This window comes from Paramuribaculum intestinale (assembly GCF_030759015.1).
Taxonomy (GTDB): domain Bacteria; phylum Bacteroidota; class Bacteroidia; order Bacteroidales; family Muribaculaceae; genus Paramuribaculum; species Paramuribaculum intestinale.
Genome location: NZ_CP098825.1, coordinates 1,599,099 through 1,615,368, shown reverse-complemented (window position 1 = coordinate 1,615,368; position 16,270 = coordinate 1,599,099). Strand labels below are relative to the sequence as shown.

The window sequence follows — 16,270 nt, the reverse complement described above, 5'->3', positions numbered from 1 at the left end:
CGTTGGTCATCGGTCGTTTGTAATGACGGTCACTCCGGCCAGACGGTAGCCCCGGGCAGTGCGTGGCCGGTAGTAGACTCTGATGGTGTATTCGTTGACGGTCTGGTGGAAGTTTCCCTCGATCAGTCCCTCTATCGGCCGTCCTGTGCGGCGGTCGACGGCCAGATAGCGGTAATTGTAGGCTCCCTGCTTGAGCGGAAGCGTCAGACGGTAGGATCCGGCTGTGGGATCGTAGTACATACGCGATGTCTTGTCAAGGCGTCGGCCGGTCAGTTCGCCTTCGACATATACGTCGCAGCCTTCTATCGGCTCGCTGACAAGTGTGAATCCGGTGTCGACATAGTCGGCTTCCGTGTCGGGGCGGTCGGAGTCGACGGTGCGGACGAGCATGCGTCCATGCTGTGTGCGGTCGTAGGCATACGGCGAGCCGGCTCTCGCAGCGGCCGGCTCGGTTTCGGCTGCGAACCTTCCGGCATTCTGACCTACCGACGCTATGCCCATGCCGGGCCGTCGGGTGTCGACGGTTTCCATGCGACGGTATTCGTTGCCGGCCTTGAATATCAGCTGCGGAAGATGGTCGTAGCGGGCGCGGCGTCCGGTGACGGCGGTAGGCGATGTCAGTTCCACCCTGGTTTCCGGCCGTGAGTCCTGCTCTACGGTGACGATGATGTCGGTGTATGGGCTGGTGATTTCGTTCCAGATGCGGTCGAGGTCAAGGTCGATCGAGAGCTGCTGATGTGCTCCGAGGTAGTCTGTGTCGGTGCGCGGCGATACGGTGGCTGCGATGTCGACCGATTGTTCGCTTACGCCGAACGGTATGCTTACAAGCGTAGGGCGCGCAGTGTCGTAGTCGTCGAATATCTCGATCAGGTAGTTGCCGCTTATGGTGGGGATGATGTCGGTCGGGACAGTCAGGCGGTAATGCACATAGTGGGTGAGTGTGGCTCTGGAATATGTGCCGTCGTCTAAAGGCGCTTCATTGAATCCGTCTATGTATTCGGATTCGATGAGCTGCGACGGATGCCAGTGCGGGTCGCAGTGTATCAGCCGGTAGCGCAGCTGACGGCTTTCGAGGCTCTCTTCGTCGAAGCTGACGGTAAGTCGGTCGCCGGCTCGGGGTATGATGACAGCCGGGGCGTTGTCGTGGCCTTCGATGCGTGTGATCACGCTTCTGATGGCCGGATGTTTGGCCATGTAGGCCTGTGACTGTGCGGCGAGAGCCGCCGATGCCGCGAGCATGACTGCGGCCATGCGCCGGGCTACCATGCGATAGGTGTCAGTCCGTGGCTCTGAAGCCACTGGTTAGTGCGGGTGAAGTGGTGGTTGCCGAAGAAGCCTCTTGCAGCGCTCAGCGGCGAGGGGTGGGCCGAGGTGAGCACCAGATGTCGGTCGCGATCGATGATGGCTCCTTTGCGTATGGCGTAAGAGCCCCAGAGGATGAACACCAGCCCCTGGCGTTTTTCGGCGAGATTTCTGACAACGGCGTCGGTGAATTCCTCCCATCCGTGTCCCTGATGTGAGCCGGGTGAGTGTGCTCCGACGGTGAGTGTGGCGTTGAGCATCAGCACTCCCTGACGCGCCCAACGGCTCAGATCGCCGTCGGTCGAGGGGGGTGTGCCTGTGTCGGCAGCCACCTCTTTGAATATATTGACGAGCGAGCGGGGGAGGGCTATGCCCGGATTGACCGAGAAGCACAGTCCGTTGGCTTGTCCTTCGCCATGATATGGATCCTGACCGAGGATCACCACCTTGACCTTGTCGAACGGGCATGAATCGAATGCTGCAAAGATTTTCGAGGCGGGCGGATAGACCGTCCGCCGGCCGTATTCGGCTCTGACAAATTCGGTGAGCCTGACGAAGTATTCCTTGTCGAATTCGGCTCCGAGTATCTCTTTCCAGCTGCTGTCGATTCTAACTTCCATTGCTTTTTTGCGAGTTCTTTTGCAAAGATATAAAAAATTCAGTAACTTTGCACCGTTTTTGAGCGTGTTTTCCATGCTCCGAAGCGACAAGTCTCCGTAGTTCAATGGATAGAATATTGGATTCCGGTTCCAACGATTGGGGTTCGACTCCCCACGGGGATACAAATATTTTAATAAGAAAATCAACATACGGCAATGAAAAGAACATTCCAACCTTCTAACAGAAAAAGAGTCAACAAGCACGGCTTCCGTGAGAGAATGGCCACAGCCGATGGCCGCAAGGTGCTTGCACGTCGTCGTGCGAAAGGCCGCAAGCGTCTTACTGTCAGCTGTTCTATCGCCGGCAAGTAATTCTCTTTCTGACGCGACATTCCGGGCCGGAATCTCTCTTGCACAACAAGGAGGCTCCGGCCCGAAGCGTATGCGTCAGATTCCTGTCCGCCATAGTCCGATACACTCATCAGTCATCATGATCTAACGCCGTCGCACCGATGATCAACCCGTTCTCCACTCCGGTCTATGTCATGCCAAAGCCTGTAGGCTCGACCTGCAACATGGCGTGCACCTACTGCTACTACCTTGAGAAGAAACGATATTATCCCGACGCGCGCCGTCAGATGATGTCGGAGGCTACGCTCGAGGAGTTTGTCAAGCAGTATATCGCCGCGCAGACCACTCCTGATGTCATTTTCACATGGCATGGAGGGGAGGCTACGGTGAGGAAGCTCGACTTCTATCGCAAGGTTCTGGAGCTGCAGAAGAAGTATGGAGCCGGACGCAATATCACCAACTGCCTTCAGACCAACGCCACGCTGCTCACCGACGAGTGGTGTCTGTTTCTGAAGCGCAACAACTGGTTGGTGGGGGTGTCGATAGACGGTCCGGAGGATTTTCACGATGAATACAGGCGCATGGCCGACGGCCGGCCGTCGTTCGGTGCCGTCATGCGCGGCATACGCATGCTTCAGCGTCATGGGGTGGAGTGGAACGCTCTGGCGGTGGTCAATGATTACAATGCCGACTATCCTGTCGAGTTCTACCGTTTTTTCAAGGAACTGGGGTGTCGGTTCATACAGTTTACTCCCGTAGTGGAGCGTATGAAGCCCGACGATATGCTGGCCGATGTGGCGGCCGGCGGCGAGCTGACCGGTTTTTCGGTGACGCCACGCCAGTGGGGTGATTTTCTTATCGGTGTGTTTGACGAGTGGGTCAAGGAGGATGTCGGACGTGTGTTCGTGCAGATCTTCGATGCCACTCTGGCCAACTGGGTCGGTGCGATGCCGGGGCTATGCACTCTGTCGTCGATGTGCGGCCACGCGGCGGCCATGGAGTGGAACGGCGACGTTTATGCCTGCGACCATTTTGTATTTCCGCAATACAGGCTCGGAAATATCCATCAAAACACTCTTATAGAGATGATGGCCTCCGACCGTCAGCTTGAGTTTGGAGCCGGCAAACTCGGTTCGTTGCCCAAGCAGTGCCGTGATTGCCGGTGGCTGTTTGCCTGCAACGGCGAGTGTCCCCGCAACCGCTTCGCCACGACGGCTGAGGGTGAGCCTGGACTGAATTACCTGTGTGAGGGTTATCGTGCTTTTTTCAATCATGTGGCGCCCTATATGGACTTCATGAAGGGGGAGCTTGAGGCCGGGCGTGCACCGGCCAATGTCAATGGGATGCGTTTCGGCTGACGGTTTCTTCGTCGGCATCGTCGCGGTGTGACGGCGACGAGAGCCGGCGGCATATCCGGTTGATCAGGTCGGGGTGGGCTGCGGTTTCGCTCTCCAGATCAATGTGCCACGGGGCCTCCTCTTCAAGAAACGGCGAGGTGGCGGCCTGCGGTCCGAGATTCCAGGTGTAGAGCAGCACGTTGACTTTAAGCGCTTTCAGTTTTCGGATGAGCATCTCGTGATCGGCATCGCCGGTGATGAGCACCACGTAGTCGAATTTGCGTATGCTGGTCAGTTCGTAGGCTTCGAGGGCAAACCATACGTCGACCCCTTTTTCTACTATGGTGGTGCCTCCGGCGGCATTGGGCACTTCGCGGAGGTGCTTGTAGTGGAATATGACGTCGTTGTCGATCAGCGCGTCCTCGAAATATCGCTCGGTAAGCAGTATGCGCTTTTCGTTGGCCAGAGCTGCGCGAAACCGCCCTCTGAAGTAGTGGCTCTCCGTGATGAGGCAGTCAGACGGATCGGTGTCGGCATGGCGGGCTATGCGGCGGCGTATGTAGTCGAGATAGCCGTGGATGTCGATCTGCAGCTGGCGTTTGTGGCGCAGCTCGTCGTTGATTTTGGAGAAGTAGCCTCCGTCAATGAAAATTCCTATGGATATGGGCGAGGTGTTCATACGTGATTAACACCCGCCGGGCGGGGAGGGTTCGGGCGTTCAGTGTGGTTATTCGTCGATGTTGTCGATGTCGTCGTCATCATCGTCATCGAAGTCAAAATCGAAGTCCCATCCGTCGCTTTCCATGGCTTCGGAGGTGAATTTCGACAACTCTCTGCCTTCGCGTTTGGTGGGGCGTCCGAGTCCTTTGCGGCGGTCGATGAATCCGGATATTTTCACGATCTCAAGCAGGTCGAGCTGGCTCTGCGGGGTGATGTTTTCCAGATAGTCGGGCACAAGGCGTGCGCCAAGACGGTTTTCGGTGAGCGCCTTGACTCTGAAACTGTAGGTCACCGGCGGTTTGCGCACTTCTATTACGTCGCCGACCTTGATGGTGCGCGATGGCTTGGCTGTGGCGCCTCCCACGCTGATGCGTCCTTTTTTGCATGCGTCGGTGCTTATGGTGCGGGTCTTGAATATGCGGGTGGCCCACATCCATTTGTCGATTCTTTCTTCGGTCTTGGCCATGAGTGTCTGTTGTGTGGAGTGAAGGTTTTATAGGTGTAAAACACCTGAGCCTGCGGCGATGGTTCGCATAGCGGTCACTTGTTGTTGAAGTTGCACATAGCGAAGTCGAGTCCTGACAGGCAGAATGCCTTGATGGCCTCGATGGCCACGTCGATGCGCACTGGCAGTTTCTGGCGCTGGTCGAGCGTGAAGGCTCCGAGCACGTATTCTACCTGCTGGCCGCGCTGGAAGTCGTTGCCTATGCCGAACCGCAGGCGTGGATATGCCTGGGTGCCGAGCATGGCTGCGATGTTTTTGAGTCCGTTGTGTCCGGCGTCGCTGCCGTTGGCTTTGAGGCGTATGGCTCCGAAGGGCAGCGCGAGGTCGTCGACGAGTACGAGCAGGTGGTCGTTGTCGATCTTTTCGTGATCGCGCCAGTAGCGCACGGCGTTGCCGCTGAGATTCATGTAGGTCGAGGGCTTGAGCAGTATGAGCTGCGCGTTCTTGACGCGCAGGCGTGCGATGTCGCCGTAACGTTCGGGTGTAAAAGTAATATTGGATGCCTTTGCAAAGGCATCCAATATCATAAATCCTATGTTGTGGCGTGTCATGGCATACTCGCTGCCGATATTGCCAAGCCCAACTATCAGATATTTCATCAGCTGTTGTCGGGAATAGTTTACGGGATTACTTTCCTGCGGCGGCGGCGGCTGCTGCGCCACGGGCGGCACGGGTCAGCTGTACGGCGCATACGACAGCGTTCTTGGCGTTGGTCAGTTCGAGGCCTTCGAAGTGGAGGTCGCCGATCTGGATGGTCTTGCCGAGGCCGAGGTTGTCGACGTTGACTACAACGCGTTCGGGGATCTTGTCGTAAGTGGCTTTAACCTTGATCTTTTTCATTGAGAGGGTGAGCTTACCACCGGCTTTCACACCTTCGGCGTGGCCTTCAAGCTGCACGGGCACTTCGATCACCACGGGCTTCTTGTCGTTGACTTCGAGAAGATCGATGTGGAGGATTGTGTCCTTGACGGGGTGGAACTGGATGTCCTTGAGCACAGCCATGCGCTTTTCGCCGTGGAGGCTCAGCTCGATAGCGAAGATGTCGGGTGTATAGATGAGCTTGCGCACGGAGTCGTTGGTCACAACGAGGTCGGTGGTGATGAGGCCCTTGGACTGGTCTTTCTCGATCACGACGATCTTTTCGCCGTCGCGGAGCTTGCCTTTGTAGGGGAGGTCGATCACTTCACCGCCGTTGAGCACTACGGGGATTTTGTTTTCCTTGCGGAGTGCCTTGGCGGCTTTCTTGCCGAGATCGGTACGGGGCTCGGCGCTGAGCTGGAATGTCTTCATTCTTTGAGATGTTTGTTGTTGTGTTACTAAAAATTAAGCGCTCCTTAATTTCCCATCACACGGGATGCCTAAAAAGCGGTGCAAAGGTAGCGATTTTTGGACTGAATTCCAAATGTATGGTCATAAACATGTCGAGAAAAAGCGCGACAGACTTCGTGAAGGGGCTTCACACGGGTTTTCTCATGTGAGCTGTGTGGATGGGCCTGTGTGGGGTATTGTATGAATGTGTAAAAGAAAAAGCGCACGTCATCGCGACGCGCGCTTTCTCACCATGAGAAAAAATATTACATCTATTGTCCTTGCAATTTTATGTAGGTGTTTTGTGTCCGAGCCGTCCGTGCGTCACTGGCCGAGGTAGGTCTTCAGCAGGCGGCTTTTCTGTCCTTTGAGCCGGCGGATGGCTTTCTCCTTGATCTGGCGTACGCGTTCGCGTGTGAGATCAAATTTGGCTCCGATCTCTTCAAGCGTCATCTCCTGACAGCCGATGCCGAAGAACATTTTGAGTATCTCGCGTTCGCGTTCGTGGAGCTGGCGCAGCGCGCGGTCCACTTCTTTCGACAGGGATTCCTGTGTCAGCGTGGAGTCTGCTGCGGGGGAGTCGTCGTTGGTGAGCACGTCGAGAAGGCTGTTGTCCTCACCTTCTACAAATGGTGCGTCGACCGAGATGCTTCGTCCCGATACCTTAAGGGTGTCGGAGATTTTTTCAAGAGGCACGTCGAGGCGTGCGGCAAGCTCTTCGGGCGAAGGACGGCGCTCGTTTTCCTGCTCGAACTTCGATAGCTCCTTGCTGATTTTATTCAATGCTCCCACCTGATTGAGGGGCAATCTGACGATGCGGGCCTGTTCGGCCAGCGCCTGAAGGATTGACTGCCGTATCCACCACACGGCATAGGAGATGAATTTGAAACCGCGGGTTTCGTCAAACTTCTGTGCCGCTTTAATCAAGCCGAGATTGCCTTCGTTGATCAGGTCGGGGAGGCTCAGTCCCTGATTTTGATACTGTTTTGCTACTGATACGACGAAGCGAAGGTTGGCACACGTTAACTTTTCCAGCGCTCTCTGATCACCTTGGCGTATGCGCCTTGCAAGCTCAACTTCCTCATCTACGGATATAAGCTCTTCGCGGCCTATCTCCTGGAGGTACTTGTCGAGCGATGCGCTCTCGCGGTTGGTAATCGACTTGGTGATTTTAAGTTGTCTCATTCGTTTCTTGAGATTAAGCGCGCAAAGGTAATGATTATTTTCCTAATACGCAAATGTTTCGGCCTGATTTTAGAACTGATTTGAAGGCTTCCGCCGGTTTGGGCTTTGCTTGGATATTGGTTTGGGGCTTTGCTTGGCTTGAGACCACTTTATGCGCGCGGCTATGGCGGCCGGTGTTGGTGTCACGACTCCGGCGAGTCCTCCTGAGCTGTCAGGTCGAGCAGGCGCCGGGCTGTGTCGGCATATTCGGCGGGGACGACAAGGTTGATGCCTCCGATGCTGTTGAAGCCTATAGGGTATATCGACGAGAATGTTTCGTTGGTCAGGGTGCAGGGGATCCCTTCGTTGGACAGCACTCCTTCGGCTATGTGGGCTTCCCAGTCGGTGGAGTATGTCGCTATCGTTATACTGGTGTCGTTGGTCTGTTTCATAATGGATGGATAACGTGGATGCGGCAGTGTTTGTTCAGCCTTATCTAATGCCTCTGCGGTCGAGCTCTTTCTGGTAGCGTCGGGCGTTGGCCTGATGTGTGGGGTAGTCGGCTGCGAAATTGTGGTAGCCTGAAAAGTCTTCACGCGCGCACATGTAGATGTAGTTGTGGAGCGGCGCCTCAAGCACGGCGTCGATGGTGCGGCGGTCGGCGATATGCTCGGATATGTTGTCATTCTAATTCGGGCTGTGTGCGTTTTTTCTTTAACTCGGCATTTTTTTGTTGATTCACGGTGTGCGGCAACGTAGTTGCTACGCCTGAAAATCATGTGCCACGGAGGTTATATGTTTCACTTTGAGGAAAAAGCAATGGTCTGGCTTTTCCTTTTATTTTGAAACTGTATGTGTCGCCTCCAGAATCACGGCAGAGAAGAAAATCTACAGTAATTTGTCCCTGATCAAGGAGTACATCAAATTGAGAAGGTATTGGATTCTTGGTATGGAGTATTTCAGAAACACGGAAAAACTCGCGACCGGATTCATGTTTTGTTTCAGCGTCAATCCAAAAAGTCTCACGATGTTTGGTTAGTAACCTCTCATGTAATTTGATTAGTTTCCACACTGCAACGTCATTAATCTTACGGAAAGTACCATCTTCTAAAGTTGCTAGAGAAAATTCGTCAGCCTCAAGAAGTCCTAATTGAGTCCGCACCAATAGACCAAGGCCTTGTGGGTTTGGTCGATTAGCAGTAAGTGTGACATGTAATGATTTATGGTTATATCCGTCAGGAATATACCCATATTCCTCAACTATAGCCTTACCACTTTTGAGACGGCTTATTGCCCACTCGGGAGTTTGTGTAAAAAGAGTATTTCTAACTCTCGATGCCTCTCTATGGCTTTTAAGTTCAATGCCTTTGAAGTCAGGATTTTTAGACGGATTCATTTCAATCCCTAGAATTGACTCAACGGTTCGTCCAATTCCCGTATCTGCAAGGATTTCAGCCGGCATCCAGTCTGTCATGCGGTCTTTAATTAGTCTGAGTAATTCGTCGCTTACAGAATTCTTTTCGCGTGAGAGTCCCAAAATCAAGTCTTTCAATGGCGTGTCAATTGAAGAAAGACAAACTTTTACTATATCAACTATTGATAGATTGATAACGAAAAGGATGTTCTTATGTGCGATAAGCGCAAAAATATCATTAGCCCGAAGAAATTCTACATCTCGGACTTTGTTTACCCATAAACGAGGATCACCTTTTTTGGTAACGGGTCTATAAAGCGAGGTTTTAGTAAGGAACTGTGCAGCTTCGGTCATGATATAAGTGTCAATGACACGTTTATGCTCCGGGCCTTGTAACTGTAAATTGTAGTCGTGGATATTTTTCTCCTCAAAATAAGCGCGAACAGGGGCGGTAGCGTCCAAAATACTTTTCTTCAAGCCAGTTTCTGTTATTTGGATTGTGGCAAATTCAATCTGCTGATCAACTAAAAACTTTACGTTTTTGGTCTCAAAAGAATTATAAGGACGCATGTGTATCATAAGTGCTTACTTTATATGTTGCAGAATGGTATTGGCAATGGCACGCGCCATGAGAGGCGGAACGGCATTGCCCACAAGTGTATATTGTGGAATTTCTGATTTACGTTTATTGCCACCAGTCTGTCGTTTGCCTTGGAAAACGAATGAATCATCAAATGATTGAAGACGTGCCATTTCTCGGACCGTCATAGCACGATGGGCGGCATAATGTATAAAATCATCAGGCATGGTAACGACGGTCGGGCTTTGACCTTTAGGATTCAACACGGTATAGTTGCGTTTGTTGGAATCGAGCCCGAGTTCAGATAGTTCCTGTTTGCAATCTGCGTCATAGGCACCGTGTCTGGCGATTATAGATAGCCGTTGTTTCACTTCATCGCTCTGTGAGCTTGTCTGATGATTATAAAGAGCAGGTTCCTCACAAAAAAGATTGTTTTTCAAATCATCGATAGAGCGTACATAAAAAGGCTCACAAGAAAAAGTAAATCTATGGGAGAAACGACCTGTTTTCGACCATTCAGCGAAGGTGTGAGCATTGTCGGATTGAGAAAGTCTTCCTTGAACTTCGCGAGTGCGGATTAGAGGTTCGCAATCTTCAATTACTCTTCTTTTGCCATAACTGGTTTCCATACTGCCGTTACCGATAAAATCAAGGTCATGTATAGCTTCATATACAGTAACTTTTTCTTCATCACTAACGGTTGCCGGTACATCGTCTATTAACTGCTGGTCTTTTCTGCAACCAATGAAAAGGACTCGTTCTCGATTTTGCGGTACACCGTAGTTCGCAGACAGAGCTACAATGGGGCGAGCGACACGATAAAGTCGAATGGCTTCAAGATGAGAGTTGAATTCATCTTCGCTTTTGTCAGAAATAGCGTAAGAGCGGATAAAGTCGAATGTTTCGTCAAGAGTGTAAGCATACAACTTTATCATTTCACGGAACTCTTTTACCTCGTTAGAGGTATGATCAAACTCCGTGAAAGTGTCAATGGCAGATAGAATGGTGTTGATGATTGTAGAATCATCTATCATAGACAGGAAGCTGTTGAACCCATTTACAAAGAAATCATTATCAATGTCGGCATGGGTCTTTTCATTTATTATCGCAGCAGAAATGGCATTACGTTCATCTGTCCGACGAAGAAGATTTAATCCATGACGAATCGTAGCGATATTGATATTGGACTTGCTTAAACGATAGTCTATTTTACGAGTAATGGATTTGAACTGCGTGTCAAGAACCGCAATGAAATTATCACGCTCCATGATTGCCTCGTTATCTTCTGAGACTTCGATTTTTACTTTAGTGAGAATACAGTTTTTTACAAATGAAGATGCAGTCTTATCAAGCAACTTACTTAAGTAAAGAACAAAATCCGGGATATTCGAGTCATCAATGATTGACCGTATCTCGTGGATGATAGCATCTTTGAATTTGCCTTTATCCTTCGTAAGCAAACCTTTGACGTTCTCCATTACAAAGTATTTTGGACGAAGTTTGCGGATGACATTAAGATAATGTAAGAAAAGGTTATCTCGTTTGTCAAAACGTTTACGTCGACCAGAGAGACTGAATGACTGACAACTTGGTCCTCCCGTAACAACATCTATTTCTTGATCTTCAAGTTTCTCAAGAAGATGTGGAATAAATGTTGGAGACATAATATCTTCAGTAAGAAATTTTGTGTCAAGACCAAATTGGTGATTATAACGAACCGTATGCGTTAATTCGCAATTTTCGTTTATGTCGCTTGCAAGAACAAACTTAAAATACTTATCACGAGTGTATGCCTGTAAAAAACCCTCGCTGATGCCACCGGCGCCAGCAAACAAATCAAGAAAAGTTACAGGTTTTCTCCCTTTGAGAAATTCTTTTTTCTCTGCCATAGATATATCAGAACTTCCATGTAGGCAGACGGGCGACCAAACCTTTTACGACTACAAGGAAGTTTCTTGATTTGTTGATGAGTTGTCACTTACATTGGGTGGTCATTTGTCTGCTCGAGCGTGTTTACAATGCAAATTTACGAATTTTTTTTGAACTATATCATTTAGCCGCAAGGCAGTGTTTGTTCAGCCTTATCTAATGCCTCTGCGGTCGAGCTCTTTCTGGTAGCGTCGGGCGTTGGCCTGATGTGTGGGGTAGTCGGCTGCGAAATTGTGGTAGCCTGAAAAGTCTTCACGCGCGCACATGTAGATGTAGTTGTGGAGCGGCGCCTCAAGCACGGCGTCGATGGTGCGCCGGTCGGCGATCCTTATCGGACCCGGGGGGAGTCCGTGGTGAAGATATGTGTTGTAGGGCGACTGCACCGCGAGGTGTCGCCGGGTGATGCGGCGAAGGGTGGGGTCGCCGGTGGCGAACTTCACTGTCGGGTCGGCCTGAAGGAGCATGCCTCGTTTCAGCCGGTTGAGATACAGGCGTGCCACGGTCGGGCGTTCGTCGGCCTTGGCGGTTTCCTCCTCGACAATCGAGGCGAGGGTGGCTACCTCGGCGGGAGTCATGCCGAGATCGGCGGCGCGCTGTCGGCGGCGTTCGTCCCAGAAGTTGTTGCGCGCTTCGAGCATCCGTTCCGCCAGCCGTTCGCCGCTGTCGGTCCAGTAGGCTTCGTATGTGTCGGGCATGAATGCTGCCGGAAACTGCTGACGCCTGAACCCGTGGCGTGGCAGGAGGGTGTCGCATGCCTCAAGAAATTCTTCGGAGCCGATCTCTACGTTGCGGGTTACTTTCGATGCCATATCGGCGAGATCGCGGGCATAGTTGAATGTCACCTTCACGGGCGACTGTGTGCCGTTTTTAAGGCGTCGGGCTGCGCCGGCCGAGCTTGTCGAATGGTCGAACCTGTAGGCTCCATGGGCGCGCGAGGGTGTGCCTCCCATGGTTCGCCAGATGGTGTACACGCGGTTGCCGCATGTGATGCCAAGTGCCGAGCGCAGCGAGTCGGCCACGGCTGCGCGGTCGGCGCCCGCGGGTATTCTCACCCATCGCGGCTGATCGGTGGGTGTTGCGGATTTCATGCAGAATATCAAGCATCCTACTGCCAGTAATATTGCCGAAATTGCGGCGATCAGCACTCCGAGGCGAATCCCTCCGGTGGTCTTCTTTTTCTTTTTTTGTGTGGTAGTCATGATGTGTGCAAAGTTACAAATTATAGATGCTATGAAAAAAGTTTTGAAGGGCGTTTTTGTCTAAATCGTGTATAATCAGTGGTTAATGCTTCGTCGAGGAAGCGTTGTTAAAAAAAATCGTAAAAAAATGTCGAAATATTATTGTCAGTTCAAAAAATGGTAGTAACTTTGCATCGCTTTCGGAAACGAAGGGCGCTTAGCTCAGCTGGTTCAGAGCGTCTGCCTTACAAGCAGAGGGTCGGGGGTTCGAATCCCTCAGCGCCCACCACGATTCCCGAAAATCGTTGCCGGAAGCATTTCACCTCGAACAATCGAGGGCGCTTAGCTCAGCTGGTTCAGAGCGTCTGCCTTACAAGCAGAGGGTCGGGGGTTCGAATCCCTCAGCGCCCACCACTAATTCGGGAAATCGTCGACCGAAAATATCTCACCTCGAATAATCGAGGGCGCTTAGCTCAGCTGGTTCAGAGCGTCTGCCTTACAAGCAGAGGGTCGGGGGTTCGAATCCCTCAGCGCCCACCACTAATTTAAGAGTTTTAGATTACTCCCATGTTGATAAAGCATGGGATTTCTCTTTTATATGAATACCGATATCGACATATCTGCAGCTCTGTCGCTTGCCGCGGAGGGCAGGGTAGAGGAGGCTATCGCTCTGCTCGGTGATATGGCTGCTGTATGTCCTGACTGCGATGAGATTTTTTTCTGCAGGGGCAAATTGCTGTGGAAACTCGGTCGTCGCTCTGAAGCTACTTCCGATTATATCAAGGCAGTTTCGATCAATCCGTCGAGCAAGGCTGCCCGGGCGCTGGAAATGGCGCGCGAGGTGGAGAGTTTTTTCAATCCCGATCTGCTTAATCCCTGACAATCTTTTCCTTTCTGCAGCGTCTCATGAAACTGTGGCGCTTCATGAGCATTCCGGTTCTCTGATCCGTCCCTTGTGGTCTGCGTTTTGCAGTTCGGCTCAGAAGAGTGAGAGTTGCTGTGGTCTCCGGCTGTCGGCCGGTGATGTTCCGAACATCAGGTGTAGTTCCTCAACCCATCCCTGCGAGCCGTTGCGAAGCCGCAGGCTGGTCATTCCGATGATGCCGTGTAGGGCTTTCTTGATGTATTCTATGACCTGGCCGAGGTCGGAAAGGCCGCTTATGCGGAGGTTGGCCACGTTTCGGCCGTACTGTGTCAGACTGGCTATGATCACGTCGGAGGAGTTGATGTGTTTCATTGTACTTTGCGTTTGTTTTCTGACGCAAAGTTATCAACATGGGTGTGCGAAAACGTGGCACACCTGAGTTAAAAGGTTGTATAGACGTGATGATTTACTGATTTTCCCTGAATAGACTTGACGGATTTGAGAGAAATATCGTATCAGTCCGATGTTTTCTGTTGTCTGTCAGTCTTCAGAATAGTGCCGGAGCACCCGCCGGTAGGAGTTGAAGATCTTTGATTTGCTGACAAAGCCTACGTAGGTGCCGTCGGGTTCCACCACCGGCAGATTCCACGCTCCTGTGTCGTCGAAGGTCTTCATCACCTGTTCCATGCTTTGTCCGATGACGACCCGTCCGGGGGGTATGCTCATGAATTTGTCGACATACATGCGTCGGTAGAGATCGGGGCGGAACATGATGTTGCGGATTTCGTCGAGCAGCACCACTCCCTGCAGGCGGCCCTCTTTGTCGAGCACGGGATACAGATTGCGGTTGGAGCGCGAGATTACACCCACCATCTCCTTCAGGTTCATGTTGGGGTCGACAGGCATGAAGTCGGTTTCGATCACGTTGTCAACTTTCAGCAGCGTGAGCACAGCCTTGTCCTTGTGGTGGGTCAGAAGCTCGCCGCGCTGTGCCAGTCGCATGGCGTAGATGCTGTAAGGTTCGAACAGTTTGATAGTGCCATACGACAGGGTCGACACTATGAGCAGCGGCAGAAACAGCTCGTAGCCTCCGGTCAGTTCGGCCGTCAGGAAGATGCCCATCAGCGGTGCATGCATGACGGCCGACATCACTCCGGCCATGCCCATCAGAGCGAAGTTTTTAACCGACAGATCGAGTCCGAACAGTTCGTTGAGCAGATAGGCGAAGAAGAATCCGGCCATGCACCCTACGTAGAGCGATGGCGCGAACGTGCCTCCTATGCCGCCGGCTCCGGTGGTGGCCGATGTGGCGAATGCCTTGGCCATGATAATCATGCCGATAAACAGCAATATGAACCACACATTGTCGCGGTCGGAATAGAATATGGATCCGTCGACTATGCTGGAGATATTGCCGCTGAGCAGTGCAACGATCGATCCGTAGCCTTCGCCGTAGAGCGGCGGCAGCAGGAATATGAGGGTAGAGAGCAGCACGGTGCCGGCACCGAGTCGCCACCACGGATTGTTGATCTTTCTGAAGGTGTTCTCCATCAGGTTCATTACGCGGGTGAAGTAGAGCGACACGAGTCCGGTGAACACCCCGAGCAGTATGGCGAACGGGATGCGGGCGGTCATGAACGGTTCGCTCTGCACGAAGAAAAACTCCACGTCGTAGCCGGTGAAGATGTAGGCTATCGTGGCGGCCGTGATGGATGAGATAAGCAGCGGCATCACCGAAACGGTGGTCAGGTCGATCATCAGCACCTCGAGTGTGAACAGCATACCGGCTATCGGGGCTTTGAAAATTCCGGCTATGCCTGCCGCCGCGCCGCATCCCACAAGGATCATCAGCACCCTCGGCGACATGCGCAGCCATGAGCCGAGCGTCGATCCGATGGCGGCTCCGGTGTAGACTATCGGGCCTTCGGCTCCGACCGATCCGCCGAAGCCGATGGTGATTGAGCTTGCCACGAGCGAGGTGTAGGTATTGTGGCGTTTCAGGCGGCTCTTGTTCTGCGATATGGCATGCAGCACCCGGGTGACACCGTGGGATATGTTGTCGCGCACCACATAGCGCACAAACAGAGCGGTGATGAGCACTCCCACTGCCGGATAGATGAAAAACAGCCAGTTGCCTCCGGTTATCGACAGGTGCGATGTGAGAGCCGACGAGATCAGATGTATCAGCGTCTTGAGCAGGAGTGCGGCCAGACCGCCGAGTATGCCAACTATCAGCGAAACGAAGATGACGAATGTCTTCTCCTTGACATGTTTCTCACGCCAGGTGAGAAACTTCATGAAGAGGTTGTGGGCGCGTCCGTTGTGACGCACGTCGCTGTAAGTCGTGGCATCGCTGGTGCCTTTATCGGTCGTAGGGTCGGTCACGGGCGTATGATTTTGATGACACCTCCATCGGAGATCTTGATTACTGACGAGGGACGTGCACCGCTCTCTGACTGCTGACGACGGCTGGTGGCCACGTAGTCGACAGCGCTTTTGATTTCTTCGCTTATGTCGGCGAAGCAGGCCGGAGCGGGCTCTCCGCTGATATTGGCCGAAGTCGACACCAACGGACGGCGCAGACGGCGGCACAGGCTCTGGCAGAATTCGTCGGAAGCGATGCGCAGGGCTGCGCTTCCGTCGGGGGCGAGAAGTCCGGGCGCCAGTCCGCGCGGACGGTCATAGATTATGGTCAGCGGCCTGACAGCCACTTTGGCAAGCTGCATGGCGGCTTCGGGTATTTCGTTGACCCATCGTTCCAGCATGGCCACATCGCTCACGAGCGATATCATCGCTTTGGAGTCGACTCGGTGTTTGATGCTGTAGACGCGCGCCACGGCCTCCGGACGTGTGGCATCGCAGCCTATGCCCCATACGGTGTCGGTGGGATAGAGGATTACTCCGCCCTTTTTGAGGATGTCGGCTGCTGATTCCAGGTCGGTTATTGTTTCTTTCGTCATATTTTGTCAATATGCTGCAAAAATAGCAAAAAAAACCGTCGGGCCATAGCGTATGTTA

18 protein-coding genes and 4 tRNA genes are annotated in these 16,270 nt (G+C 52.5%); 7 read left to right on the top strand and 15 right to left on the bottom strand.

Annotation, left to right across the window (positions count from 1 at the left end; translation table 11 throughout):
- Positions 1–6 precede the first annotated feature (6 nt).
- A complete protein-coding gene (locus NF347_RS07230; protein WP_133165481.1) occupies positions 7–1,299 on the bottom strand; it encodes a type IX secretion system plug protein in 1,293 nt (430 codons plus the stop codon).
- On the bottom strand, positions 1,260–1,922 hold the full coding sequence (ung, locus tag NF347_RS07225) for a uracil-DNA glycosylase (protein ID WP_107035252.1): 663 nt from the start codon (positions 1,920–1,922) through the stop codon (positions 1,260–1,262). Before ung ends, NF347_RS07230 begins: the two co-directional genes overlap by 40 nt.
- Before the next feature lie 90 nt (positions 1,923–2,012).
- On the opposite strand from ung, the gene NF347_RS07220 reads away from it, so the two are divergent.
- The 3 genes from NF347_RS07220 (at position 2,013) to NF347_RS07210 (ending at position 3,610) form a co-directional block, all read left to right on the top strand.
- A tRNA-Arg gene (locus NF347_RS07220) sits at positions 2,013–2,084 on the top strand.
- A gap of 33 nt (positions 2,085–2,117) precedes the next feature.
- On the top strand, positions 2,118–2,273 hold the full coding sequence (gene rpmH, locus NF347_RS07215) for a 50S ribosomal protein L34 (RefSeq protein ID WP_107035251.1): 156 nt from the start codon (positions 2,118–2,120) through the stop codon (positions 2,271–2,273).
- A 140-nt stretch (positions 2,274–2,413) separates the two neighbouring features.
- Positions 2,414–3,610, top strand: a complete 1,197-nt coding sequence (locus NF347_RS07210; RefSeq protein ID WP_107035250.1) for an anaerobic sulfatase-maturation protein — start codon at positions 2,414–2,416, stop codon at positions 3,608–3,610.
- Here the strand turns inward: NF347_RS07210 and NF347_RS07205 are convergent.
- From NF347_RS07205 to mltG, 10 genes are all read right to left on the bottom strand, one after another.
- On the bottom strand, positions 3,588–4,268 hold the full coding sequence (locus tag NF347_RS07205) for an NYN domain-containing protein (RefSeq protein ID WP_107035249.1): 681 nt from the start codon (positions 4,266–4,268) through the stop codon (positions 3,588–3,590). The two genes, NF347_RS07210 and NF347_RS07205, sit on opposite strands and share 23 nt — an antisense overlap.
- A gap of 48 nt (positions 4,269–4,316) precedes the next feature.
- Positions 4,317–4,775 (bottom strand): RNA-binding S4 domain-containing protein, encoded by a 459-nt coding sequence (locus NF347_RS07200; protein WP_107035248.1) that lies wholly within the window; start codon positions 4,773–4,775, stop codon positions 4,317–4,319.
- Positions 4,776–4,849: 74 nt separating this feature from the next.
- Positions 4,850–5,413 (bottom strand): aminoacyl-tRNA hydrolase, encoded by a 564-nt coding sequence (pth, locus tag NF347_RS07195; protein ID WP_107035247.1) that lies wholly within the window; start codon positions 5,411–5,413, stop codon positions 4,850–4,852.
- A 28-nt stretch (positions 5,414–5,441) separates the two neighbouring features.
- Entirely contained in the window at positions 5,442–6,104 is a 663-nt protein-coding gene (locus NF347_RS07190) for a 50S ribosomal protein L25/general stress protein Ctc (RefSeq protein ID WP_107035246.1), read from the bottom strand.
- A 342-nt stretch (positions 6,105–6,446) separates the two neighbouring features.
- Complete coding sequence (locus NF347_RS07185) at positions 6,447–7,307, bottom strand: sigma-70 family RNA polymerase sigma factor (RefSeq protein WP_107035244.1); 861 nt, start codon at positions 7,305–7,307, stop codon at positions 6,447–6,449.
- Positions 7,308–7,489: 182 nt separating this feature from the next.
- Positions 7,490–7,738 carry a putative signal transducing protein gene (locus NF347_RS07180; protein WP_107035243.1) on the bottom strand — a complete coding sequence of 83 codons (249 nt, stop codon included), beginning with the start codon at positions 7,736–7,738 and terminating at the stop codon, positions 7,490–7,492.
- Positions 7,739–7,778: 40 nt separating this feature from the next.
- A complete protein-coding gene (locus tag NF347_RS07175) occupies positions 7,779–7,925 on the bottom strand; it encodes a hypothetical protein (protein ID WP_202613065.1) in 147 nt (48 codons plus the stop codon).
- A 136-nt stretch (positions 7,926–8,061) separates the two neighbouring features.
- Positions 8,062–9,279 (bottom strand): MvaI/BcnI family restriction endonuclease, encoded by a 1,218-nt coding sequence (locus NF347_RS07170; protein WP_107035242.1) that lies wholly within the window; start codon positions 9,277–9,279, stop codon positions 8,062–8,064.
- A gap of 6 nt (positions 9,280–9,285) precedes the next feature.
- Positions 9,286–11,169, bottom strand: coding sequence for a DNA cytosine methyltransferase (locus NF347_RS07165; protein WP_107035241.1), 1,884 nt, complete (start codon positions 11,167–11,169; stop codon positions 9,286–9,288).
- Between the two features lie 192 nt (positions 11,170–11,361).
- On the bottom strand, positions 11,362–12,408 hold the full coding sequence (mltG, locus tag NF347_RS07160) for an endolytic transglycosylase MltG (RefSeq protein ID WP_107035240.1): 1,047 nt from the start codon (positions 12,406–12,408) through the stop codon (positions 11,362–11,364).
- A gap of 190 nt (positions 12,409–12,598) precedes the next feature.
- On the opposite strand from mltG, the gene NF347_RS07155 reads away from it, so the two are divergent.
- From NF347_RS07155 to NF347_RS07140, 4 genes are all read left to right on the top strand, one after another.
- Positions 12,599–12,676: transfer RNA gene (locus NF347_RS07155), tRNA-Val, on the top strand.
- Positions 12,677–12,723: 47 nt separating this feature from the next.
- Positions 12,724–12,801, top strand: a tRNA-Val gene (locus NF347_RS07150).
- Between the two features lie 48 nt (positions 12,802–12,849).
- Positions 12,850–12,927, top strand: a tRNA-Val gene (locus tag NF347_RS07145).
- A 58-nt stretch (positions 12,928–12,985) separates the two neighbouring features.
- On the top strand, positions 12,986–13,267 hold the full coding sequence (locus tag NF347_RS07140; protein WP_133165417.1) for a hypothetical protein: 282 nt from the start codon (positions 12,986–12,988) through the stop codon (positions 13,265–13,267).
- A 99-nt stretch (positions 13,268–13,366) separates the two neighbouring features.
- Here NF347_RS07140 and NF347_RS07135 read toward each other — a convergent pair whose 3' ends face one another.
- The 3 genes from NF347_RS07135 to NF347_RS07125 form a co-directional block, all read right to left on the bottom strand.
- Positions 13,367–13,624 (bottom strand): hypothetical protein, encoded by a 258-nt coding sequence (locus NF347_RS07135; protein ID WP_107681330.1) that lies wholly within the window; start codon positions 13,622–13,624, stop codon positions 13,367–13,369.
- 168 nt (positions 13,625–13,792) lie between these two features.
- Complete coding sequence (locus NF347_RS07130; RefSeq protein WP_107035304.1) at positions 13,793–15,550, bottom strand: chloride channel protein; 1,758 nt, start codon at positions 15,548–15,550, stop codon at positions 13,793–13,795.
- Between the two features lie 83 nt (positions 15,551–15,633).
- Positions 15,634–16,212, bottom strand: coding sequence for an L-threonylcarbamoyladenylate synthase (locus tag NF347_RS07125; RefSeq protein ID WP_107035237.1), 579 nt, complete (start codon positions 16,210–16,212; stop codon positions 15,634–15,636).
- Positions 16,213–16,270 lie beyond the last annotated feature (58 nt).

Bases quoted from the DNA above. Each gene is read 5' to 3' on its own strand.
- mltG (WP_107035240.1), bottom strand. From the start codon at position 12,408: ATGACTACCACACAAAAAAAGAAAAAGAAGACCACCGGAGGGATTCGC.
- NF347_RS07130 (WP_107035304.1), bottom strand. From the start codon at position 15,550: ATGAAGTTTCTCACCTGGCGTGAGAAACATGTCAAGGAGAAGACATTC.
- NF347_RS07125 (WP_107035237.1), bottom strand. From the start codon at position 16,212: ATGACGAAAGAAACAATAACCGACCTGGAATCAGCAGCCGACATCCTC.
- NF347_RS07210 (WP_107035250.1), top strand. From the start codon at position 2,414: ATGATCAACCCGTTCTCCACTCCGGTCTATGTCATGCCAAAGCCTGTA.
- NF347_RS07140 (WP_133165417.1), top strand. From the start codon at position 12,986: ATGAATACCGATATCGACATATCTGCAGCTCTGTCGCTTGCCGCGGAG.
- ung (WP_107035252.1), bottom strand. From the start codon at position 1,922: ATGGAAGTTAGAATCGACAGCAGCTGGAAAGAGATACTCGGAGCCGAA.
- NF347_RS07205 (WP_107035249.1), bottom strand. From the start codon at position 4,268: ATGAACACCTCGCCCATATCCATAGGAATTTTCATTGACGGAGGCTAC.
- NF347_RS07135 (WP_107681330.1), bottom strand. From the start codon at position 13,624: ATGAAACACATCAACTCCTCCGACGTGATCATAGCCAGTCTGACACAG.
- NF347_RS07170 (WP_107035242.1), bottom strand. From the start codon at position 9,279: ATGATACACATGCGTCCTTATAATTCTTTTGAGACCAAAAACGTAAAG.
- NF347_RS07165 (WP_107035241.1), bottom strand. From the start codon at position 11,169: ATGGCAGAGAAAAAAGAATTTCTCAAAGGGAGAAAACCTGTAACTTTT.
- NF347_RS07190 (WP_107035246.1), bottom strand. From the start codon at position 6,104: ATGAAGACATTCCAGCTCAGCGCCGAGCCCCGTACCGATCTCGGCAAG.
- NF347_RS07180 (WP_107035243.1), bottom strand. From the start codon at position 7,738: ATGAAACAGACCAACGACACCAGTATAACGATAGCGACATACTCCACC.
- NF347_RS07185 (WP_107035244.1), bottom strand. From the start codon at position 7,307: ATGAGACAACTTAAAATCACCAAGTCGATTACCAACCGCGAGAGCGCA.
- NF347_RS07200 (WP_107035248.1), bottom strand. From the start codon at position 4,775: ATGGCCAAGACCGAAGAAAGAATCGACAAATGGATGTGGGCCACCCGC.
- pth (WP_107035247.1), bottom strand. From the start codon at position 5,413: ATGAAATATCTGATAGTTGGGCTTGGCAATATCGGCAGCGAGTATGCC.
- rpmH (WP_107035251.1), top strand. From the start codon at position 2,118: ATGAAAAGAACATTCCAACCTTCTAACAGAAAAAGAGTCAACAAGCAC.